This is a genomic window from Natrinema longum, assembly GCF_017352095.1.
In the GTDB taxonomy this organism is placed as follows: domain Archaea; phylum Halobacteriota; class Halobacteria; order Halobacteriales; family Natrialbaceae; genus Natrinema; species Natrinema longum.
The window spans coordinates 1,378,281-1,399,408 of sequence record NZ_CP071463.1 but is presented as its reverse complement, the minus strand read 5'-3'; the positions used below and the strand labels follow the sequence as shown (position 1 = coordinate 1,399,408).

Annotated in this window: 20 protein-coding genes; 9 read left to right on the top strand and 11 right to left on the bottom strand. The window is 65.9% G+C overall.

Translation table 11 applies throughout. The annotated features are described in order from the left end of the window. Nucleotides 1-53: 53 nt before the first annotated feature. Entirely contained in the window at nucleotides 54-1,376 is a 1,323-nt protein-coding gene (gene glmM, locus J0X27_RS06965; protein ID WP_207271658.1) for a phosphoglucosamine mutase, read from the bottom strand. A gap of 325 nt (nucleotides 1,377-1,701) precedes the next feature. Between glmM and J0X27_RS06960 the strand changes: the two genes are divergently transcribed. The 3 genes from J0X27_RS06960 to J0X27_RS06950 all read left to right on the top strand — a co-directional run bounded on the left by J0X27_RS06960 (nucleotide 1,702) and on the right by J0X27_RS06950 (nucleotide 3,352). Next, nucleotides 1,702-1,965 (top strand): MarR family transcriptional regulator, encoded by a 264-nt coding sequence (locus J0X27_RS06960; protein WP_207271657.1) that lies wholly within the window; start codon nucleotides 1,702-1,704, stop codon nucleotides 1,963-1,965. A 103-nt stretch (nucleotides 1,966-2,068) separates the two neighbouring features. Beyond that, nucleotides 2,069-2,317: a hypothetical protein gene (locus J0X27_RS06955; RefSeq protein ID WP_207271656.1), complete on the top strand. Its 249-nt coding sequence runs from the start codon at nucleotides 2,069-2,071 to the stop codon at nucleotides 2,315-2,317. A gap of 75 nt (nucleotides 2,318-2,392) precedes the next feature. After that, nucleotides 2,393-3,352, top strand: coding sequence for an NADPH:quinone reductase (locus J0X27_RS06950; RefSeq protein ID WP_207271655.1), 960 nt, complete (start codon nucleotides 2,393-2,395; stop codon nucleotides 3,350-3,352). Nucleotides 3,353-3,488: 136 nt separating this feature from the next. Here J0X27_RS06950 and J0X27_RS06945 read toward each other — a convergent pair whose 3' ends face one another. Continuing rightward, on the bottom strand, nucleotides 3,489-4,499 hold the full coding sequence (locus J0X27_RS06945; RefSeq protein WP_207271654.1) for a lipid II:glycine glycyltransferase FemX: 1,011 nt from the start codon (nucleotides 4,497-4,499) through the stop codon (nucleotides 3,489-3,491). Beyond that, on the bottom strand, nucleotides 4,496-6,124 hold the full coding sequence (locus J0X27_RS06940; RefSeq protein WP_207271653.1) for an alkaline phosphatase family protein: 1,629 nt from the start codon (nucleotides 6,122-6,124) through the stop codon (nucleotides 4,496-4,498). The genes J0X27_RS06945 and J0X27_RS06940 overlap by 4 nt, the downstream gene beginning before the upstream one ends. 329 nt (nucleotides 6,125-6,453) lie before the next feature. Between J0X27_RS06940 and J0X27_RS06935 the strand changes: the two genes are divergently transcribed. After that, nucleotides 6,454-7,572 carry a DegT/DnrJ/EryC1/StrS family aminotransferase gene (locus J0X27_RS06935; protein WP_207271652.1) on the top strand — a complete coding sequence of 373 codons (1,119 nt, stop codon included), beginning with the start codon at nucleotides 6,454-6,456 and terminating at the stop codon, nucleotides 7,570-7,572. An 8-nt stretch (nucleotides 7,573-7,580) separates the two neighbouring features. On the opposite strand, the gene J0X27_RS06930 is transcribed toward J0X27_RS06935, so the two are convergent. The 4 genes from J0X27_RS06930 to J0X27_RS06915 form a co-directional block, all read right to left on the bottom strand. Then, a complete protein-coding gene (locus tag J0X27_RS06930; RefSeq protein WP_207271651.1) occupies nucleotides 7,581-9,299 on the bottom strand; it encodes a helicase HerA domain-containing protein in 1,719 nt (572 codons plus the stop codon). Between the two features lie 85 nt (nucleotides 9,300-9,384). Next, nucleotides 9,385-11,262: a DEAD/DEAH box helicase gene (locus J0X27_RS06925; RefSeq protein WP_207271650.1), complete on the bottom strand. Its 1,878-nt coding sequence runs from the start codon at nucleotides 11,260-11,262 to the stop codon at nucleotides 9,385-9,387. Between the two features lie 89 nt (nucleotides 11,263-11,351). After that, nucleotides 11,352-11,735, bottom strand: coding sequence for a DUF5611 family protein (locus J0X27_RS06920; RefSeq protein ID WP_097381721.1), 384 nt, complete (start codon nucleotides 11,733-11,735; stop codon nucleotides 11,352-11,354). A 204-nt stretch (nucleotides 11,736-11,939) separates the two neighbouring features. Next, nucleotides 11,940-12,878 (bottom strand): DUF7093 family protein, encoded by a 939-nt coding sequence (locus J0X27_RS06915; protein WP_207271649.1) that lies wholly within the window; start codon nucleotides 12,876-12,878, stop codon nucleotides 11,940-11,942. A gap of 174 nt (nucleotides 12,879-13,052) precedes the next feature. Here J0X27_RS06915 and J0X27_RS06910 point away from each other — a divergent pair, with 174 nt between their 5' ends. Beyond that, nucleotides 13,053-13,349, top strand: coding sequence for a DUF6432 family protein (locus tag J0X27_RS06910; RefSeq protein WP_207271648.1), 297 nt, complete (start codon nucleotides 13,053-13,055; stop codon nucleotides 13,347-13,349). Between the two features lie 39 nt (nucleotides 13,350-13,388). After that, complete coding sequence (gene ygfZ, locus J0X27_RS06905; RefSeq protein ID WP_207271647.1) at nucleotides 13,389-14,480, top strand: CAF17-like 4Fe-4S cluster assembly/insertion protein YgfZ; 1,092 nt, start codon at nucleotides 13,389-13,391, stop codon at nucleotides 14,478-14,480. Between the two features lie 164 nt (nucleotides 14,481-14,644). On the opposite strand, the gene J0X27_RS06900 is transcribed toward ygfZ, so the two are convergent. Both J0X27_RS06900 and J0X27_RS06895 read right to left on the bottom strand, forming a co-directional pair. Next, nucleotides 14,645-15,460 (bottom strand): TrmB family transcriptional regulator, encoded by an 816-nt coding sequence (locus J0X27_RS06900; protein ID WP_207271646.1) that lies wholly within the window; start codon nucleotides 15,458-15,460, stop codon nucleotides 14,645-14,647. Nucleotides 15,461-15,854: 394 nt separating this feature from the next. Continuing rightward, the gene (locus tag J0X27_RS06895) at nucleotides 15,855-16,172 is read right to left on the bottom strand and encodes a DUF7344 domain-containing protein (RefSeq protein WP_207271645.1); all 318 of its coding nucleotides are present in this window, start codon (nucleotides 16,170-16,172) and stop codon (nucleotides 15,855-15,857) included. A 181-nt stretch (nucleotides 16,173-16,353) separates the two neighbouring features. Here J0X27_RS06895 and pdhA point away from each other — a divergent pair, with 181 nt between their 5' ends. Together pdhA and J0X27_RS06885 are read left to right on the top strand one after the other, a co-directional pair. Further along, on the top strand, nucleotides 16,354-17,481 hold the full coding sequence (pdhA, locus tag J0X27_RS06890; protein WP_207271644.1) for a pyruvate dehydrogenase (acetyl-transferring) E1 component subunit alpha: 1,128 nt from the start codon (nucleotides 16,354-16,356) through the stop codon (nucleotides 17,479-17,481). 77 nt (nucleotides 17,482-17,558) lie between these two features. Then, the gene (locus J0X27_RS06885; protein WP_207271643.1) at nucleotides 17,559-18,041 is read left to right on the top strand and encodes a hypothetical protein; all 483 of its coding nucleotides are present in this window, start codon (nucleotides 17,559-17,561) and stop codon (nucleotides 18,039-18,041) included. Nucleotides 18,042-18,045: 4 nt separating this feature from the next. On the opposite strand, the gene J0X27_RS06880 is transcribed toward J0X27_RS06885, so the two are convergent. After that, the gene (locus J0X27_RS06880) at nucleotides 18,046-18,564 is read right to left on the bottom strand and encodes a gamma carbonic anhydrase family protein (protein ID WP_207271642.1); all 519 of its coding nucleotides are present in this window, start codon (nucleotides 18,562-18,564) and stop codon (nucleotides 18,046-18,048) included. A gap of 192 nt (nucleotides 18,565-18,756) precedes the next feature. On the opposite strand from J0X27_RS06880, the gene J0X27_RS06875 reads away from it, so the two are divergent. Further along, on the top strand, nucleotides 18,757-19,602 hold the full coding sequence (locus J0X27_RS06875) for a helix-hairpin-helix domain-containing protein (protein ID WP_224214625.1): 846 nt from the start codon (nucleotides 18,757-18,759) through the stop codon (nucleotides 19,600-19,602). An 80-nt stretch (nucleotides 19,603-19,682) separates the two neighbouring features. Here the strand turns inward: J0X27_RS06875 and glnA are convergent, their stop codons facing one another. Next, nucleotides 19,683-21,038 carry a type I glutamate--ammonia ligase gene (gene glnA, locus J0X27_RS06870; RefSeq protein WP_097381338.1) on the bottom strand — a complete coding sequence of 452 codons (1,356 nt, stop codon included), beginning with the start codon at nucleotides 21,036-21,038 and terminating at the stop codon, nucleotides 19,683-19,685. Nucleotides 21,039-21,128: the final 90 nt, after the last annotated feature.

The following is a 21,128-nucleotide window of genomic DNA, read 5'->3' as shown; positions in this document are numbered from 1 at the left end:
GCCTACCGTCTCCCCCGCGTCGTTCCGGATCAGGACGGGGCTGCCTTCCCTCCTCAGTCCGCTGTCATCGTCTCGGTCACGAGTTGCCGTGCAGTCTCGAACAGCGCCGCCGCGTCGGACGTCGACCGCGCCTCCGCAGTGACCCGGACCAGCGGTTGCGTTCCGCTCGCACGGAGCAGGAACCAGCCGTCCTCGGTCGAGACCCTGACGCCGTCGAGCGTGTCGACGTCCTCGTATCGTTCGCTGACCCGGTCGGTCACGGCCGCCATCACCGCCGTTTTGTCCGCAACTTCGATCGACGTTCGCCGGATCGGATACGACTCGATGGCTGCGACGAGTTCGGACAGCGGCCCCCGCTGGTCGACCAGTTCGACCAGCTTGCAGGCCGCCAGCGGACCGTCCGGACAGCGCGTCTCGTCGGGCCAGATCCAGGCCCCGCTCGGTTCGCCACCGAAGACGACGTCGGATTCCGTCGTCCGTTCCGCGACGTATACGTCCCCGACTCGCGTGCGGGTCAGCGAGGCACCGACTCCCGCCAGCGCGTCCTCGACGGCGAGACTGGTATCGACGGGGACGGCGACGCGGTCTCCCGCGCCGGCTGCCTCTCGAGCGAACAGCGCGAGCAACGCGTCTTTCGGCACGAAGGCCCCGGTTTCGTCGACCGCCAGCATCCGATCGGCGTCGCCGTCGTGTGCGATCCCCACCTCGGCGTCCGTCTCCGCGACCAGGGTCGACAGCGTCTCGAGGCTCTCCTCGGTCGGCTCGCTGGCCCGCCCGGGGAACGAACCGTCTTCCTGGCCGTTCAGGGTGCGGACGCGACAGTCCAACTCGTCGAGTACCGACGCCGTCACGCCGCCGGCACCGTTGCCGAGATCGACGATGACGCTCGGCGATCGCTCGAGGGCGACGGAGTTCCGGAGCGTGCCGGCGTGGTGGTCGCGGACGCCCTCGCGGTGGGAGCGCTCGCCGACGCCGTCCCACGCGACCAGGTCGTAGTCGTCCTCGCGGAGCCGTCGTTCGATCGCCGCCCGCTGGTCGGGACCGAACGCCTTCCCCGACGGGTTCCAGAGCTTGATCCCGTTGTCTTCCGCGGGGTTGTGCGAGGCCGTCACTACCACTCCCGCGTCGGCCTCAAGATGGGCGATCGCTCGAGCGACCGTCGGCGTCGCCTCGACCCCGACCGTGACGACCTCCGCCCCACACTCGCACAGTCCCGCGCCGATCGCGTCGACGAGCATCGAGCCGCTCTCGCGCACGTCGCGCCCGACGACGACCCTGTCGTACCCTTCCGAGGCGACCGCTCGGCCGACCGACAGTGCCAGCGTTGCCGTCACCTCGTCTCCGACCCGCCCGCGAATGCCGCTGGTTCCGAACATATCCGCTTCTCCGGGAGCCATTGCCTTACTATGCACGGGTTACTGCCCGCGCGTTTTCGGAGTCCCCACCCGGCGTCGCCGCGGCGGCGTCGATTCGAGGCGCGGTCGCGAACACGACTCGCGCTCCATCCGCCGACTCCCCCCCAGCCGATAGTCGGTAGGTCCTCCCTGTCGTATTGAACTGTCAGTACCGTATATACGACGGACTGGCGTACGCTCGAGTGAGAATGCGACCGCCTCAACTTCCTGTGGAGGGACCGTCCGCAGTTCGTGCTCGAGCATCGGATTTCGAGACGCCGCCTGCCCAGTGGCCGACCCGAGACGCATGAGTGCAACCGAATCGGACGCCGGGACCGGCGACGGAACCGCCGTCGATGGGCCGCTTTCCGAACTCCCACCGAGTGCGAAACTCGTCTACAAGGTCCTCGAGTACGAGGCACCGCTGACCCAGGAGGGGATCGCGGCCGAATCCCGCCTTTGCTCACGGACCGTCCGCTACGCGCTGGGGAAACTCGAGGACGAGGGGCTGGTGACCAGTCGCGTCTGCCTCGAGGACGCCCGCCAGTCGAACTACCGGATCGATAGCTGACGGGTACCTGTCAGGTCTCCGCCACCATCCTCGAGGCATCCGAGGAGCGTTCCGAATAGGGGGCGCGATAGGACTTTATGTGAGTCTTCCGCTTGAATCACGTATGGCGACGGATCGGGCGGACGAAGACGTCGATCGGGCGGACGATGTCGAGGTCGACGTCTCCTATCCGGTCATACTCGCCCAGGTGTCCCTCGCGGGACTACTCGTCTGCATGTCGCTGGGATGGCTGCTCCTGACGACCAACGCCATCCTCGATTCACAGCGGACGTTCACGGAGTTCTTTTGGGCCCTTCCGGCCATCTTCGGGGTAGCCGCGGTCCTCCTGTCCGTCACCACCCTGTCCCGGTGATCGCTCGCCGTCCGCGTCCGCTCTGGAGGTGGTGCACCCCTGGACTTTTAGGGGCGAGGGACGGTTCACACGGGTATGCGAGTCGTCCGTTACCACGAGCATGGCGGCCCGGACGTGCTTCAGGTAGACGAGGTCGAGCGCCCGTCCCCCGATGGGGACGAAGTCGTCGTCGAGATACGCGCCGCGAGCGTCAACCCGGTCGACACGATGTTTCGGTCGGGCGAGTACGGGGACGTGAACGTTCCGGCGATCCCCGGCGGCGACGGTGCCGGGACGGTCGTCGAGGTCGGTGCGGACGTCGACGCGTTCGACGTGGGCGATCGGGTCTTCGCCTCCGGGATGGGCCACGCCGAGGGCGGGACCACCGCCGAATACGTGGCGTTCCCCGCGATGAAACTAGCCCGCCTCCCCGAGGGTGTCCCCTTCGAGGTCGGCGGTGCGATCGGAAACGTGGGGGCGACCGCCTGGACTGCGCTGGAACGGATCGCCGGAATCGACGCCGGCGACCGGGTCCTGATCCACGGCGGCGCTGGCGGCGTCGGCCACGTTGCCGTCCAACTCGCCGCAAGCGCCGGCGCAGCAGTCATCGCCACCGTCGGCTCGGACGATCTCGGCGACCGGGTCCGGGAGCTGGGTGCGACCACAGTCCTGAACTACGACAGCGACACGCTCGCCGCGGACGTCCTCGATGCGACGGACGGCTCCGGCGTCGAGATCGTCCTCGACCACATGCTCGAGGAGTACCTCGAACTCGACTTCGAGGTCGTCGCCCCCGGCGGTCACATCGTCACGACCATGGGTGGGGTTCCCGCGACGGACGGCGCACCCCTGCGCAACAAGGAGGTCACCCTGCGGGGAATGAGTCTCGGAAACAGGGCCGAACGCCGGGACATCTTGCAACGGCTGTGTCGCCTCATGGAACGGGGTGAGCTCACCGCCGTCGTCGCGGACAGCTACGACCTCGAGGACGCCGGTCGGGCCCATCGCGACGTTCTCGAGGGCGGCTCTCTCGGGAAATTGATCGTCACCCCCTAACTGATCCCGGGGGACTCGCTCGCGGCGACCGCGACTCGGTCGGTGGACGCACACGCTCGAGGTGCGACATAGAAGCTGGCGGCCGCCGCTGGTTTGACCCCGTGGCTGCCGTTCGGCAGTCGGACTCTCGCAGACGCTACCGGTGTTTCTGGTACCGATCGACCAGCAGGTCGATCCCGAACGAGCCGGCGGTGACCTCGTAGTGGGTCTCGAGTCGGGGATTGAACTTCGCCTTGTAGCGGTTGATGCTCGGAACGCCGGCCCCGACGAGGTCGTAGGCCGCGATCCCGGTCTCGAGGCCGTCGCGCATGACCTGCCAGTCGAGGACGTCGTTGATCGCGACGTCGACGTCGACGTCCGGTTTGACGCCGCCCTGCCATCGATACCGCGTTCGATCCGCTTCGACGACCAGGATGCCGCCGAGGAACTCGCCGTCGAGCCGACAGACGTACGGCCGGATCGCGCCGTCGGGGAGCGTTTCGTACAGCGATCGCGCGAACTCGGCACCCAGTCGGAACGGTCGGTTCTGGTTCGCGTAGCGCTGTCGGACCTGCTCGACGATGCGTTCGACGTCGTCGGCGTCGCCCTCCTCGATGACGGCCCTCGTGTCGTCGGCGTTCCTGATGTTGCTTCGCGCGTCGCCGCTGAATCGGTCCAACAGCTCCGATTCGGTCCCATCGAGATCTACCACGTAGGTGTATCTCGGTTCGACGTCGTATTCGTTCCAGACGAACGGCCGGATGTCGTCGAACTCGCCGGTGACGAACTTGCAATACAGCGGGGCGATTTCCTCGTCGATCCACTCGAGACAGCCCTCGAGGAAGCGCTTCGTCCGGCGATCGGCCTTTCGCTGTTTGAGTTTCGCGACGTTCAGCAGGGCGGGACCGAGGTACCCCACCCACGAGTGGGGAGCCGGGGAGAACGCCCCGGTGACCGGACCCTTGGCGTACTCGAAGACCGGGAAGATCCCGACCGGCTCCTGGCCCTTGAAGCCGGCGAGCAGGAACAGCGCGGAGCCGGTATCCGCGGCCTGCAACCGGAGGGCGTCGGCCCGGAAAAACGGGTTCGATCCGTCCGCTCGGTCGACGTAGCGGTTCCACTCGTCGGCGTCGGTTTCGGGATCGAGGGTGCGTATCTCGACACTCATAGATAGCCCAGATCGGACAGCCGATCTTCGACGGTCCCGTCGTCAGTTGCCGTGATCGGGGCCGGATCGTACGCCGGATACGATCGCTCTCCGCTCCCCTCGACGGCCGGGAGCGGTGTCCCGTCCATCGCGGCGTCGACCGGCACGTCGAACAGCGAACAGATCGTCGGCGCGATATCGAATATCGTCGCTCCGTCGAGGGAAACGTCGTGATCGAACGCGCTCCCGGCGGCGGCGACGACGCCGGTTCGCTTGTGATTCCACGACTCCATCGGCTCGCCGAACTGTGGTTTCCCGAGGTCGGCCGCGATCGCGTTGTCGAATCCCCGCGGGACCGTCAGCACGTCCGGTGCCGCCTCCACGTGTGGCCCCTCGAAGTACGTCTCCCGTGGCTCGACGGCCTCGAACATCGGCTCGCCGTCGGGCGTTCGAACGCTCGAGAGCGCCTCGATGAGGTCCTCGCGGACGCTCTCGTAGGCCCCGGCCGGGACCTGTCCGTCGGGTTCCCGACCCTCGAGATTGATGCGAACGCCGAGTTCGCTCTTCGAACGGACGTACGCTCGCGATTCGGGGAAGTCGACCTGCTCGCTCGCCGCCCGGATCATCTCGTTGGGGACCCGTTTCCCGATCGGTTCCTTCAGTCCGACGCGGTCGAGCGCGCTCGCGACGCGTTGTGTCGTAATTCCGACTTTCGCGGCGACGTTCATCGCCCGCTCGATCGGCCCAGGCTCGTGATCGCCGGCCTCGGCACCCTCGAGGAGGTCGTTCTCCCAGGACGTCGACCAGTTTGGCATCCCCTCGCCGCCACTTTTCGCGCGGACGTCGCCGCGCTCCCGGAGGAACTCGTTGACGCGGAACTCGTCGCCGGTCACCTTCCCCATGCCGTGGTCGCTGACGACCAGGACGTTGTCGGGGTCGGTCCGCTCGAGGGTCGCCTCGAGCTGTCGATCGACCTCGCGGTAGACCGCTTCGATCGCCCGCTTGTCCCCCGGTCGTTCGTGGAACACCGAGTCGGTCTGCTGGAACTGGAGGAAGCCGAAGTCGGGATCGAACCGTCGGCTGAGATAGCGAAACGCCCGGCCCCGGAGTTCGACCGTCCGTTCGTACCCCTCGATCGACCGGTCCGGTGTCGGAGCGCTCTGTGGATAGAGCCAGTAGTCGCCGCCACAGGCGAGTTTCACGTCCTCGAGGATCCCAGCCGGGTGACAGTCCGGCTCCTCGGGGGCGGTCAGTCCGGGAATCAACGCGCCGTCGAACGCCCGCGGGGGGTGGGTGACCGGGACGTTGACGACGACGCTCGAGAAGCCATGCTCGTTCAACAGTTCCCAGATCGGTCGTGCACGGACGTGCGTCGCGTTGACGACGTCCCAGTCGTAGCCGTCGAACGAGAGGAAATCGTAGACGCCGTGTTTGCCCGGATTCTTTCCGGTGTACAGCGACGGCCAGGCGCTGGCCGTCCACGGCGGGATCTGGGATTCGAGCCCCCCGGCAGTCCCGCGATCGAACAGCCCCTCGAGGGTCGGAACGTCGCCCGACTCGAACAACGGCTCGAGCACCGGCCGACAGCCGGCGTCCACCCCGATAACGAGCAGACGGAGGTCGTCTCCGTCGGTCGAACCTGCCATGGCCGCGTTGTTCGTCCGTTCGTGCTTTGTTATGCGACCGCTGGCGGAGTGTATGCTCGTGCTGGCGGCTGTACGCTCGGAATAGCGGTTCGGATATCGTGACTGTCTGTCCCCGTCGATGTGTGTATGCCGCGATTGCTCGACGGCTCCCGTCTGTACTCTCCCTAGCACTAAATCCCCGCTCGTGGCCGTCGTACGTCCATGATCGGTTCTACTGCGACCGATTCGTTTGGTTCCAGACGCCGGCTCCGGGGCCACCCCGATCGGTCCTCTCACCCTCGAGTCCACAGCCCAGTCGTGGAGCGTGCCCGACCGTTCCGTGCTTCGATATGATCAGTACAGTCCCCTCCCTGTTCGATCGGTCGCTCTCGCGTTCGGGGTCGGGAATCGACGCGTTCGTCGACCGACATACCGACGAGGCCGCGGCGATCGAGTACGGATCGGGAAAGGTCGCGCTCCGGGACGGCCTCGCCGGAGTGGTCGAACCCGGCGAGAACGTTCTCGTTCCGGCCTATCTCTCGCTCGCCGTCGTCGAGCCGTTCCACGAACTCGGGCTCGAGTCCCGATTCTACGCCGTGCAGGATACGCTCGCACCGGACGTTGCCGATCTCGAGGCCCGGATCGACGACGACACCGTCGCCGTCATGTCGGTCAACTACTTCGGGTTTCCACAGCCCGACCTCGAGGTGATCGCGTCGCTGGCCGACACCTACGACCTGTACCACATCGACGACAACGCACATTCACTGCTCAGCGTCCACGAGGGGCGGCTCCTCGGGACCAGCGGCGATCTCGGCATTACGTCGTTGCGGAAACTGCTCCCGGTTCCTGACGGTGCGTTGCTCTACTGCACCGACGGGACGGTCACGGCCGAGTGTTCCCCGTCGTCGCTGGCCGGCCGGTCGGACCGGTTCACCGCCAGAGACTGGCGATTCGTCGCTACGTCGGCCGCCGGAGCCGTCCTCGAGCGGAGCCCGGCGCTCTACCGATCCGTCGAACGGGCCGTCTCCGACGGCGACGGCTCGTCGGCCGCCGAGCCCGGCGACCGATACGAGGCCGCAAAAGTTCCGATGTCGAAACTGTCGACGCTCGTCATCGATACTGCCGATCCGGCGGTGATTCGATCCGCTCGCCGGGAGAACTACCACGCGTGGAGACGAGTACTGAGCGCCCGTGACGACGTGACGATGTACTACGAACGGCTGCCAGCGGGGATCAGTCCGTACGGGGTCCCCATCCGGGCGAGCGAGCCGGCGGCGTTCCTCGCGGAACTCGAGGACTGTGGCGTCGTGGGTGCCCACACCTGGCCGACGCTCCGCCGGTGCGTACGCGAGGACGAGACCTACGAGACCGCGAGGGCGCTCGCGGAGGAACTCGTCGTGCTCCCCGTCCACCAGGGTATCGAACCGTCGGCGATCGAGCGGGTCGGGACTCGACTGCGGCGGTAGAGCCGGTCTCACTCGGTCGGCGTCGTGGCCGCCAGTTCCTCGCGAAGGGCCTCGCTCAGCGCGTACGTCCGTTCGCCCGACCGCTCGAGTAGCCCCGCCGTCCGGAGTTCCGAAAGGAGACTCTGGACCGCGACCCGCGATCGATCCACCTGACCGGCGATCGTCGCCGCCTCGAGGGGGCCATCCCGGACGAAGACGGCCAGGATCTCCTCGGCCGTTTCGGCCGAACACTGCGATCCCTCGCACGCGCGGGTGATCCGCTCGTCGATCCACGAGCGCTCGAGTAACTCCGAGAGGTCGCGCTTTTCGTCCGCGACGACGAATCCCGACTCCTCGGTCGCCTCCGTCTCCGAACCCTGTTCCTCGCCGACGGACGTGTAGCCGAACTCGACGGCGTCACCGCCGGCCTGGACGATCGACGTCTCACCGTCGCTGCCGTCGTTTCGCCCCGTCGCCCCGCCGTCCTCCTCGTCGCTCTCGAGGTCGCGGACGACCTCTCGCAACTGCTTGGCCTCGGTTCGGAGCCGATCGACTTCCGCCGTCCGACCCGCGAGCTGGTCCTCGAGGCGCTCGATGCGGTCGTCGCGAGCCGCGAGCTCCGCCTCGAGGTCGTCTCGCTCGGCCTCGAGATCGGCGATCTCCTCGTGGAGCCGGCGCAGGTCCTCGTCGGATTCCGGGAGCTGTGACTGGATCGTGTCCGTGTTCTGCAAGGCGTCGGCCATCTGTCTGGCCGCACTCGAGACGTCCCGGGCGGAGGAGAGCTCGTCCTCTAAGGTCTCGATCCGGGTCTCCTTTTTCTCGAGTTCGGCCTCGAGCTCGTTGATCCGGTCCTGTTCGCGCTCCTTGCGCTCGGAGATGTCCTGTAAGTCGCCGACCAGTGCGTCCGAGACGGACTTGAGTTCGGGGCGCTCGAAGTCGTCGAGACCGGGCGTCGCGCCGGCGTCGAAGGTCCGTTTCCGGCGGAACTGGACCTTCCGAACGTCGACCTCGGTCCAGTCGGTCTGGACGAACGCCTGGCCGTCGTCGAGGTCGGAGACGAGTTCCTTGTACTCGGTGTCGATGATCCGCCCGACGACCTTCGTGTCGTTGTCCCAGGTCAGTCGATGCCAGACGAGCCAGTTCGCTTGCGTGATGAAGTCCTTCTTGACGTCGGCCGGCCGCTGGCTGATCCCCAGGATCCCCAGCCCGTGCTTGCGACCACGTTTGCTGATCTTGATCAGCAACTTGCCGGTCTCGCCGACGCCGCCACCCTCCGGAATGTACTCGTGGACTTCCTCGACGACCAGCAGGAACGGCTTCTTGAGCTTCTTCTCCTTGACGAACAGCTGGCGGGCGATCTTCCGGAGGAGTTCGTCGGCCACCTCCTCGTCGAGATAGCCCGAGACGTCGAGAATGACGGGGACGTTCTCCTCGAGTGCGAGCGTGGCCATCTGTTCGGCGTGTTCGGGCCCGATCTGAATGTCACACTCCTCGTCGGCCCCCGCGTGCAGCATCTCGTACTCCTCTTTGAGCCCGTAGTACTCGCCGTCCGTATCGACGATGAGGAGCGGATAGCCGGCCTCGAGCAACTCCTCGGCGACGACCGACGCGGTGTTTGACTTTCCCGAGCCGGACTTGCCGGTCGCGAACCCGCGTCCGGTCAGGATCTCGATGACGGGGAGCTTGAGATCGGCACCGTCGGCCGTCTGCCCGACGCGGATCTGTCGCTGCCTCGAGTCGTCGCTCACCGACCGATCACCCTGCTCGCGCGCGAGTCGTTCATGCTATCTGTACAGTCCGAACACGCGACCTTGAATATTGGCCCCGCGTTCGTCACTCGTCCTCGCGCTCGACCGTCCGCTCGCGGATCGTCATCCCCTTGCGGCCCAGGTGCTGGAGCTGTTTGCGGGCGAAGTCCTCCTCGCGCGTGCCTCGCGTCGCGAGGACGTACACGAGCGCGCCGCCGGCGGGCCGCATCGTCCGGCCGGCTCGCTGGGTTCCCTGCCGTCGGGAGCCACCCAGCCCCGAGGCGACGATCGCCAGATCCGCCGTCGGCAGGTCGATCCCCTCGTCGCCGACTCGCGAGACGAGCAACAGCGTCCGCTCGTCGCGGCGGAACTCCTCGAGCAGCCGCCGGCGCTCGTGGTGGGGCGTCTCGCCGCTGAGGAAGGGAACCTCGAGGGCCGCGGCGAGTTCGCGGCCCTGCTCTAAGTAGTCGACGAAGACGATCGCCTTCGAGTCGGGGTGGGCCGACAGCAGGTATCGAACCTCGTCGATCTTCCCCCGGTTTCGGGCGGCGATCCGGTACTTCTCTCGGCCGTCGGCCGAGCCGTAGGCGTTTGCCTGTTCGTCGTCACCCCACGGCACGTAGCGGATCTCGAGTTCGGGCTCGGCGACGAAGCCGGCCTCGAACAGGGCGTCCCAGTCGGTCCCGATCGGCGGGCCGACCAGGGTAAAGATCTCGGTCTGGCGGTCGTCCTCCCGGATCGGACTCGCCGAGAGGCCGAGGCGGTGTTTGGACTGGAGATGTGTACTCCGTCGGTAGACGTCCGAGGGAACGTGTTGACACTCGTCGAAGATCACCAGCCCCCACTCGCGGTCGTCGAACAGCGAGCGGTGTCGGTCCATCCCCGCGATCTGGTAGGTCGCGATCGTCACCGGCCGGACGTTCTTCTGCCCGCCGTGGTACTGGCCGATCTGATGGGGCTCGAGCGAGGTGTACTCGACGATCGTGTCGGCCCACTGCTGGGCGAGGTCGCGGCTCGGCACCAGGACGAGGGTCTCGCCGTCGACGTGGGCCATCGCGCCCATCGCGGCGACGGTCTTGCCGCTGCCCGGCGGGCCGACGAAGACCCCCTCCCCGGCGTCGGCGAAGCGATCGACCCAGGTCCGCTGGTAGTCACGGAGCCGTACCTCGAGATCGATCGGCAACTCCTCGCCGGACTCGAGTTCGCGGTGGTCCTGGACGGGATAACCGGCCTCGTAGAGGATGCGCTTGATCGCGGCCTCCGACCCCTCCCGGACCCAGTCTTCGGTCTCGGAGATCGGCGCGTGGACGTGTTCCTCGTCGAGTTTCTGCCGGGCGACGTTGCCCATGATCTCCGGGCTCTGGGCCTCGAGGACGGTGTATCCCTCCTCGTGGGTCACGAGCCGGAACTGGTGGGCTCGCTCCCACTGGCTGTGGACCCACTCCTCGAGCGCGTCGGAGCGTTGCCCGAGCGCCTGTCGCATCGTTCGTGCGAGTTCCTCGAAGGAATCGTGGGGCGTCCCCCAGACGTCGGCCGGTCGAACGACGTAGCGATACCCCTGCTCGCCGTTCGCGTCGGCGAGATGGGCGAACTGGGAGAGCTGTGCGCGGGTAAACTGATCGGGCCGATCCACGACGATTTCCCGGCGCTTCGGGAAGACGATCACCCGTTCGCGGTCGGTCAGATCCTCGAGCTCGCTCGGGTACCAGACGACCGGATCGGTCGAGACCGAGAGGCGCTCGAGGTCGCCCCGGTCGGCGAGGTCCTCGAGGTGTTCGCTGGCGGCCTCGTGGGGGACCTCGAGCGCGCGGGAGACGGCTGCGGCGGTCAGTACGGGCCGTCCCGCCTGCTGGCTGGCGTCGTGAAAGTCGGCGATGGTAAACTCGTCGGTCGGGGACTCGGGGTCGTCATCCCGCGACTCGATGTCGTCGTCGCGGGCACTCGAGGACAGGTCGTCGGTCACTGCCTCCTCGTAGCGGCGGGGCAAGTAAACCGATTACGCTCGCCTCCCGAAGGGAGCGTGCTGAGCCGGAAACTGACGTGAAACGGCCGTTAGAAGTCGTGGTCGGGGTCGTCTTCGACCTTCCGTTTCATCGATTCGCGGCGGGACTTGGCGTCCCGGCCGGTCGCCTCGAGCAGGAAGTCGTTTTTCGCGTCGACGGCGTCGCCCGCGTCCTCGAGCTCGTCGGGACCGAGTTCGGTGGGGTCGCGTTCGTGGAACTCGACCGCGAGTTTGTCCTTCTTCCCGGAGTACTCGACGGCTCCGACGATGATCTTCTCGAAGACGGCGTTGTCGGGCTCGGCGACGACGAAGAGGTCACTGCCCTTGAACTCTTGGGTGCCGGTGATGGGACCGAAGTAGTCCTCGACGGTCGCCTCCATATCGGGGATTCGTTCCTCGAGATATTCACCGCGACGCATCTTGTACTCCTTCATGGATTGGAGAAACACGGCGGAGTGTTTACCTCTTTTCATAGCCGACGTTTCGAGCGCCTGATGGGTACTCGAGCGCGGAGACAGTCGATCCGCTATCCGTGGCGGGAGTGGATCGGACCGAACGGTGCCCATCGGATCGCCCGTTCGGATCGCCGTCTCGAGAAAAGAACCCGTGTGAGTGGGGATCGTCGCCGGCCGTCCGTCCTACCGTCGCTCGCGCTCGCTGAGATAGCCTTTCCGACAGTCGGGACAGATGTCGCCGGTACGCAGGGACCCGCGGTCGCCGGCGGCGACGAACTCACACCGCGGACAGTAGAACTCCGTCGGGACGTCCTCGTCGGGCGTCGCGTCGCTCTCGGCCGGTGCTGGCACGGAGTCGGCGCGTTCGATGCCGGTGCCGTGATCGGCCGTGGGGTCGGTATCGGCGTCGGCAGCGGCGCGATCGTCGGTCGGGTGGTCGGCCGTCACCGATCGGGCGTCGGCTTCCCCCGTGGCCGCTCCGTCGCCGTCTGCGCTGTCGGCTCCGAGACGTGCTGCCTCGTCGCTTTCGAGGACGACGGCATCGTCGTCGATCGAAGCCGGATCGGGATCGTCGTCGGGAGCCGGCTCATCGTCGGCCGGGTCGACCGGCCAGGTGGCTGGCTCGGAATCCGCGTCGACCGGCGGGCCGACGTCGTCCGAATCGGGCCACTCGCCGTGGTCGCGATCCCGAGCGACCGACGGCTCGTCGTCCTCGAGGATCTCACCGTCGTCGGTGACCGGATCGCCGTTCTCGTCGGTCGGAAGCTCGAACTCGTCGTCGTCGGTCGCCGCCGCGTCCGCTGCCGTGTCTTGTGGCTCGGTCTCCGGAGCGGCCGACTCGGCCGCACCGGCGTCGACGAACTCGGCGTCCGTCGTCTCCGCGTCGGACTCGAGTGGTGGTTCGGGCGGTTCGGTATCGGGTTCGTCGGGGAGCGAGTCGTCCGTCCCTGTGGTGAGGCTGGTCACTTCGGTGTTCTCGCTGATGACGTTTCGCTCGCCACACCGGGTACACTCCTCGTACTCCTGGACGGTCACGACGACCTCGCTGCCCCGTTCTTCGCGCTCGCGTTCGACGTCGGGATCGCCGAAGTCGTGTCCGAGCAGCGAACATCGAAGGGCCATTGTCCCACCGTACCGACCCAGCCCATAAAAAACGTACTGCCTGGCACTCGGAGTTTCGTGACAGCCACTCGAGCCGAACGGGGGCCGTTCGTTCCTGTGACGCGTTCGTTCTCGTCTCGAGCCCGTGGACGGAACGACAAACGTCAAATCCCAGGTGGTCGAATAGGGACGTAGATGAGAGCAAAGCGGGAGTACCGGAACCGGGAGGGGACGGAGGTGGCGGTACTCGACGCGCTGGTCGATCGCGTCGACGACGGGATGACCGTCTTCGAACTCCGCGCGGCCGTCGAGGTGGATATCGACGAACTCGAGGAGGCCCTGTCGACGCTCAAAGACGACGACCTGATCGTCGTCGAATCGGGATCGGAGACGGTGATCAAGCCCGCCGACCGCGTGGTTCCCGACGCGCCGACCGACGAGGACGAGGACCAGTCGATCGGGGACTGGCTCCGCGAGCGGATTCCTTTCTGAATCGAAACGCCTGATACGCTCAGGCCCCTGGGAGTATGCATGAGCGTCATCGAGTCGATCCACGAGGATCACGGGGCCACGTTCGGCGAGCGCGCCGACCGCCGGATCGTCGACCACTACGGCCGGCCGGAGCGGACCCATCGGGCGGTCCGCAACGGCGTCGGCCTGCTCGAACTGGCCTACGGCGTGATCGTCGTGGAGGGCGACGACCGCGTCGAGTACGTGGATAACGTGGTCTCGAACCGCGTCCCGGCGGCAGACGGGCAGGGCTGTTACGCGCTCGTGCTCGACCCCCAGGGTGGGATCGAGGTGGAACTCTACGTCTACAACGCGGGCGAGCGCCTCCTGCTCTTTACCCAGCCCGAGTCCGCCGAGCCCCTCGCCGAGGAGTGGGCCGAGAAGGTGTTCATTCAGGACGTCGACATCCGCGTCGCGACCGACGACTTTGCCGTCTTCGGGATCCACGGTCCCCAGGCGACCGAGAAGGTCGCGAGCGTGCTCAACGGGGCCGGCTCACCCGACGAGCGCTACTCCTTCGTCCGCGGGACGATGGGCGACGAGGGCGTCTCCGTCATCCGAACCGACGCGCTCACCGGCGAGGAGAGCTACGAAGTGATCTGTGCCGCCGACGACGCCGCGGCCGTCCACGACACGCTGCTCAACCAGGGACTCAACGCCGCTCCCTTCGGTTATCGAACCGTCGAGAGCCTCGCACTCGAGGCCGGCTCGCCGCTCTTTCACACCGAACTCGAGGGGACGCTGCCCAACGTACTCGGCCTGCGAACGGCGCTGGACTTCGAGAAGGGCTGTTACGTCGGCCAGGAGGTCGTCTCCCGCGTCGAGAACCGCGGTCAGCCCAGTCGACGGCTCGTCGGGCTGACCCTCGAGGGCGAGGCGGTCCCCGAATCGGGCGCTGCGGTCTTCGACGGCGACGCGTCAGTCGGCGAGGTGACCCGCGCGGGAAAGAGCCCGATGCTCGGGGCCGTTATCGCGCTCGCGATCGTCGACTACGATCTGGAAAGCGACGAGTTGACCGTCCGAGTCGACGGCGACGAGGTGGCCGCGACCCGCACTGAACTGCCGTTCGTCGAGGGATCGGATCGATCGGCGCGCCTCCCCGTCTACCAGTAGCCGGACACGGCCGCCCGCTCCGGGTCGTCTCGCTTCGTGTCGAGCGGTGTGGACGACTGTCGTAGAATGCAGCCCACAGCTCTGTGGGTCCTCTCTTTCTGCGGTTCGCGTACTCCGGCCCCGAGAACCGCTCTCCGACACGCCGAGTCGGAGGCGATTCCCGATCAGATCCCCGGATCTTCGATCTGTGGCAACCCCGCAGTCACCAGTCGGCGAAGGAGCACCACGACCCCGTTCTCGAGGCCCCGGGCGAAGACCGCCTGCTCTTTCGCTCTCCCGTCGGGGACGTTCGGATAGTACGAGCCGATCAGGAGCGTTTCGCGGTCGACGAGCAGGATTCGACTGATCGCGACCTCGCCCTCGCTTTCGAACCCGGTGAGCCACTCGAGGCCGGTCTCGAACACGTGCGTCGTCGCGACTTCCGTCTCGAGTTGCTCCATAATCGCGTCGGTCTGTCCGCCCAGGACGAGCGAGAGGTCTCGAGTCACGGCCGAGCGCAAGCCGTCGAACAGCGCCTCGGAGAGGATGTCTTCGTCGACGACGAGCAGTGCGATTTCGGATTCGGCTTCGTCGATGAGGTCGATCGTTCGCGACTCGATCGCCTCGTGACCGGTCAGCGACCAGACTTCCTGGAGCTGGTCGTCTTTCTCGACGTTTTGTACCTCCGTGTTCTCGAGGTACGTCTGGAGCGTCTCGATCCGGTCGTTGTACTTCTGACGCAGGGTCTGTGTCGCCTCGTCGATACTGACGGCGCGATACACCTGCGGGCTCGTGTGCTGTACTTCGACCAACCCCTGTGACTCGAGGACACGGATCGCGTCGTATACCCTCGTTCGTGGGACCTCGGATATCTCGTGTATCTCCTTTGCCGTTCCACTGGGCAGTCTGTTCAACGCTATAAAACAGCGCGCTTCGTACTCCTGTAGCCCGAGGTCCTGTAACAGGCTAATTGCTTCCGTTGTAGTGTCGTCCTTTGTCATGGCCCAACCACGAATTCGGATATCCGAACACGCGAAATAGAGCACGCGGATGGATAAGGATTCGTGTCTTCCCCGACCGTTAGCGCCCGTGCTTTTACGGGATATCCGTTATGACGGCCCGTTCACTCGGATCATCACACAAGCTACTTGGGGGCACGGTTGATAGAGGTGAGTGGCGAGTCCTGTTAGGCCCAACCACGCGGGACTCGCCAAGACGTTTTCACTAACAGATCGACAAACAGAGACGCGTCTCGTCCGGTGGTTCAGTTTCGTCGGAACGGAACCCACGGCGTTCCAAGCCCGGGTTCTGGCTCGGTCGCAGCCACGGCGACGGCGAACACGCGCTCACGGACTGACGGCAGGCGAACCGCTACCTGCCTCCCGCGAGCGGCGGTCAGACGAACTTGACGGTCGCTTCGGGTCGCTGCCCGCGTAATCGCTCCAGAACCGGTCTGATATCGGCAAACCGCTCACCCGGTTCGACGGCGCTCGTGTTCCGGTTCCAGTCGACGAAGCCGTAGTCGTCCAATTTGGGGAGATGAACGTGGTACAACTCGATATCGACGGCCTGTCGGGTATCTGTCCTGTCCGGCGGTGCGTCGATGTGAACCGGTGCTTCGCTTTGCGAGTTCTGGTCGACGAGTTCGAACAGTATTCGTCGACGACGTTCGTTCGCTAGCGCTTCGAATAACTCATCGTATATCTGATTCATTTCCACACCGGTATAGGATCGGACACTCCTTGAAGACGGTCCATTTTCACGCTCGGGCGAGTTTTGATTAATCGAGTGAACGACCCGTCGCCGACCGGGTCGCGCCCGCGAGGTCCCGGCGATCGATCGCGACCCCACGGGCAGAGCTACTGTTATATGGACCGAACACAACGGTCAATCCATGTCAGGAGACGTCCTCGAGCGCGACCTCTTCGATCGGGAGCCCGACGATCGGATCCAGGTGCTCGACGCCGACGGGACCGTCGTCGCGCCGGAGCTAGAGCCCACTCTCGCGGCGGAGACGCTGCGATCGATGTACCGCGATATTCGGTTTTCCCGCCGGTTCGACGAACGAATGATCAGCCTCCAGCGTCAGGGTCGCATGGGAACGTATTCGTCGCTGGCGGGACAGGAAGGGTCCCAGATCGGGTCGACGTACGCGCTGGTCGACGACGACCTGCTTTCCTTTCAGTACCGCGAACACGGTGCCCTGGTCGCGCGCGGACTCCCCTGGGAGTACCTGCTGTACTGGATGGGCCACGAGGACGGCAACGCCGCGCTGGCGGATATCGACGTCTTCCCGCTGAACATCTCGATCGCCAGCCACCTCCCACACGCGGTGGGCTGGTCGTGGGCGGCGAAACTGAACGGCGACGACCGCGTGAGCGTCGTCCACTTCGGCGACGGCTCGACGTCGGAAGGGGACTTCCACGAGGCGATGAACTTCGCGGGCGTGTTCGACACCCCGAACGTCTTCTTCTGTAACAACAACCAGTGGGCCATCTCGATCCCCCGCGAACAGCAAACCGCGAGTGCCACGATCGCACAGAAGGCCCACGCCTACGGCTTCGAGGGCGTCCAGGTCGACGGAATGGACCCGCTGGCGACCTACGTCGTCACGGCGGCCGCTCGAGAGAAGGCCCTCGAGGCCGACGGCGACCGGCCGCGACCGACGCTGATCGAAGCGGTTCAGTATCGCTACGGCGCACACACGACGGCGGACGACCCGAGCGTCTACCGGGAGGACGAGGAGGTCGAACAGTGGCGCGAGCGGGACCCGATCGACCGGTTCGAGTCCTACCTGCGAACCGAGGGTGTCCTCGACGACGACCGGATCGACGCGATCGAAACCGAAATCGAGGAGACGCTCGCGACGCTCGTCGATCGCGCCGAAGACGTCGCTGTCGACCCCAGCGAGATGTTCGAGTACGCCTACGCGGAGCCAACCCCCCGACTCGAGGCACAACGCGACGCCCTCGCGGACCTGCGGGAACGCCACGGCGACAGCGAATTACTCGAAGACGAGTAAGCTCTCCCACGAGTATATAAAACCGGCAGTGGGACAGGCGAAGGGCGATGTGGCCCCCGCGGTGACCTGCAGTCGAGATGCAACTCGAGCAGTCGTCCGGGAGGGCGACCTGGAGCGGCACGGTGCCGAGTGCGGTCGACGCGCGAGTGGTGGGGCTCGTCGTCGTGACGGCGGCCCTCGCGGCCTCGATAAACGTTCCCTACGGCGGATTGCCGATGGCTGCCGGGGCGTTTACGCTGCTGGCAGGGGGTGGCGTCGCCTGCCACCTGTTCGGTGAACGGAAGCTCCGCCGGCTCACCGACGACCTCGTCGAGCGCTGGGACGCGGCCGGCGGGGAGATCGAAGCCGTCACGCGTTCGTCCACCGGCATGCGGACGGAGTGGCGCGTACACACGCCCGACGGAGAGATCATCATCGGCGGGGTCGCACTGGTGCCGATCGCTCGGCTCTCCGTCGAGTGGCAGGGTGTCGGCGATACGATGGCTGCCGACGAAGCGGCGGCCAACATCGACCGCGTCGCCGAGAGCCTCTACCGAGAGATATTCGAGTTCACGTCGTAATCGATCACTCGAACAGTTCCTCGTGACGGTCCGCCAGATCCGTGTACGCTCCCGAGGAGAACTCGTCGAGGATTGCCGTCGCATCGATCCCCGTCTCCTCGAGTGGCGTGATCTCCGCCGGAACGCCGCGGACGAACGACTCCGGTGGGATCGCGTACTCGTCCGGAACGACGGTTCCCGCGGCGACGATGCTCCCGCTGCCGACGGTGACGTCGGAGTTGATCGTCGCGTTGAACCCGACGAGCGCCCGTTCTTCGACGGTCGTCTCGTTGAGCACGGCTCCGTGTCCGACCATGACCTCGTCGCCGAGTCGCGAGGCGTGAATCGTCGCGTTGTCGCCGACGTGGGTCTCCCGTCCGATTCGGACGGGACCGATATCGCCACGGAGGACGACCCCCGGCCAGACGCTCGCGTCCGCGTCGATCTCGACGTCACCGACGAGCGTTGCGTCCCGGCTTACCCGTGCCGCGTCGTCGATCGTCGGTCGGTCTCCCTCGAATGCGTAGCTTCTGCTGTCGACCATACGTAGCCGATCCACGATCGCGCGCATAATACTGCATCACGACTATCCTGACAGTCACCGTCGGTCAGACGTGATCCGACACGAAGTCGACGCTAGTACCGTCGGTTCGAGGGAGATATCTACCATTGAGAACCATTCAATGGTCCGCAAGCCCGCCACTTATCCCGTGTCGAGTCGAACGACTAGTCGAACATGAGCCAGTCAGAATCCCCGATTCGAGCGATGTTCGACGCACAGCGAACCGCCGTCAAACAGAGCCAGCAGCTGTTCAAGCAGAGCATGGCCACCCAGCGAAACGCCGACACGATGGCACTCACTGGCCTGAAAGGCCAGAAGTCCCTCCAGCGCCAGCAACTCGAGCTCGCACAGGCGGCGACCCACGGCTATCTCAGCGCGACGGCAGCGATGCTGCCCACCGACGACGCTCCCGAGGCCCACCGGACGATCGACGAGACGTTCGGCCAGTTGAAAACGACCCACACGGAGTTCTACGACGCTTTCGAGCGCGAACTGGAGCGAGACGTCGACTCCGCCACCGAGCTCTCCGAGGAGTTCGTCGACGCGCTCGACGAGCAGACCGACCAGCTCCTCGAGATGACGCAGTCCGTCGAGGACCAGACGGTCCAGAACGTCGACGAGCTCTCGGGGCAGCTCCGCGAGCAACTCGAGCGGACCCAGGAGCTTCAGGACCGGCTCGAAGACCAACTCGAGGACCAGACCACTGACATCGAGGAACTGCTCGAACGACAGGCCGAACGGATCGAGCAGTTCCAGCAGCAACTCGAAGCACAGACCGAGTCGGCGATCCAGGAGATTCCGGTGCAGGGAATCGACGAGCCACACACGAAGATCGAAACCGATCCGGAGCACACGCTCGAGTCCGTCGAGGGAATCGACGCGGACACCCGCGAACGGCTCTCGGAGGCCGGCATCGCGACGATCGACGACCTCACGCGCGCCGGCCCCGAAGCCGTCGCAGAAGCCGCCGACATCTCTGAGAGTCAGGCCGAGGAGTGGATCGAACAGGCCGAGGCCTGATACGGTTTGCTGTCCCGATGTCCCGGTGGGACCGCAGGGCGGTCGGCGGTCCCACCGGCGCTGACGGACAGGAGACCGTCTCAGAACGTCTCGAGGTAGCGGTCGAGTTCCCAGTCGGAGACGTCGACGAGGTAGTCCTCGAACTCCTGGCGTTTGGCCTCGACGAACTTGGAGCTGACGTGGTCGCCGAGTGCGTTGTAGATCGCGTCGTCCTCCTCGAGCGCGTCGACGGCTGCGCCGAGGTTCGACGGCAGGGTGTCGATGCCGTACTCGTCGCGCTTTGCCTCGTCGAACTCGTAGATGTTCTCCCGAACCGGATCCGGACACTCGAGGTCCTGTTCGATCCCGTCGAGACCGGCGTGGATCATGACGGCGAGTGCGAGGTAGGGGTTACAGGACGGGTCCGGCGAGCGCAGTTCGACGCGCGAGGCCGCGGGCGTGCGTGCCGCCGGCTTGCGGATCAGCGCCGAGCGGTTGCGGTCCGACCAGGCGACGTAGACCGGCGCTTCGTAGCCGGGCACGAGCCGTTTGTAGCTGTTGACCGTCGGGTTCGCGATCGCCGTGATCGCCGGCGCGTGCTCGAGGATACCGGCGGTGAAGGCGTGGGCCTCCTCGCTCAGGTTGAACTCGTCGTCCTCGTCGTGGAACGCGTTCTCGCCGTCCTCGGTGAACAGGGAGAGGTGCGTGTGCATGCCCGAGCCGTTGATGCGCGGGATCGGTTTGGGCATGAACGTCGCGTGCAGGTCGTGCTGGGCGGCGATCGCGCGGACGACGGTGCGGAAGGTACCGACGTTGTCGGCCGTCGTCAGGGCGTCGTCGTAGGTGAAGTTGATCTCGTGTTGGCCCTCGGCGACCTCGTGGTGGCTCGCCTCGACCTCGAAGCCCATGCTCTCGAGGCCGTAGATGATGTCGCGGCGAACGTCGCTGGCGAGGTCTTTCGGTGCGAGGTCGAAGTAGCCGCCGGCGTCGTTGGTCTTGGTCGTCGCTCGCCCCTCCTCGTCCTCTTCGAAGAGGAAGAACTCCGGTTCGGGGGCGGCGTTGACCGTATAGCCCATCTCGTTGGCCCGATCCAGCGCGTTCTTGAGGACGCGGCGCGGGTCACCCTCGAAGGGCTCGCCCGTGGAGGTGTCGTAGACGTCACAGATCATCCGGGCGGCGGCGCTTTCCTCCTTCTGGCGCCATGGGAGAATCGCGAAGGTGTCCGGATCGGGTTTGAGCCGCATGTCCGATTCCTGAATGCGAACGAAGCCCTCGATAGAAGAACCGTCGAAGTAGATCCCCTCGGTAAAGGCCTTCTCGGCCTGTCGCGCCGGCACGGAGACGTTCTTGACCGTCCCCAGAATGTCGGTAAACTGCAGTCGGAGGAAGTCGACGTCCTCCTCCTCGATCTCGTCCAGTACCGCCTGTTCGGTCTCAGTAAGGTTGCCGCTTGTCATCTTTCTCGTCGTCGTATTCTCGGAACCAGCCTACTAAAACACTACTGTTCCGAGCAAATCTTCGGTCTCTCCCACCAAACTGTATATTCG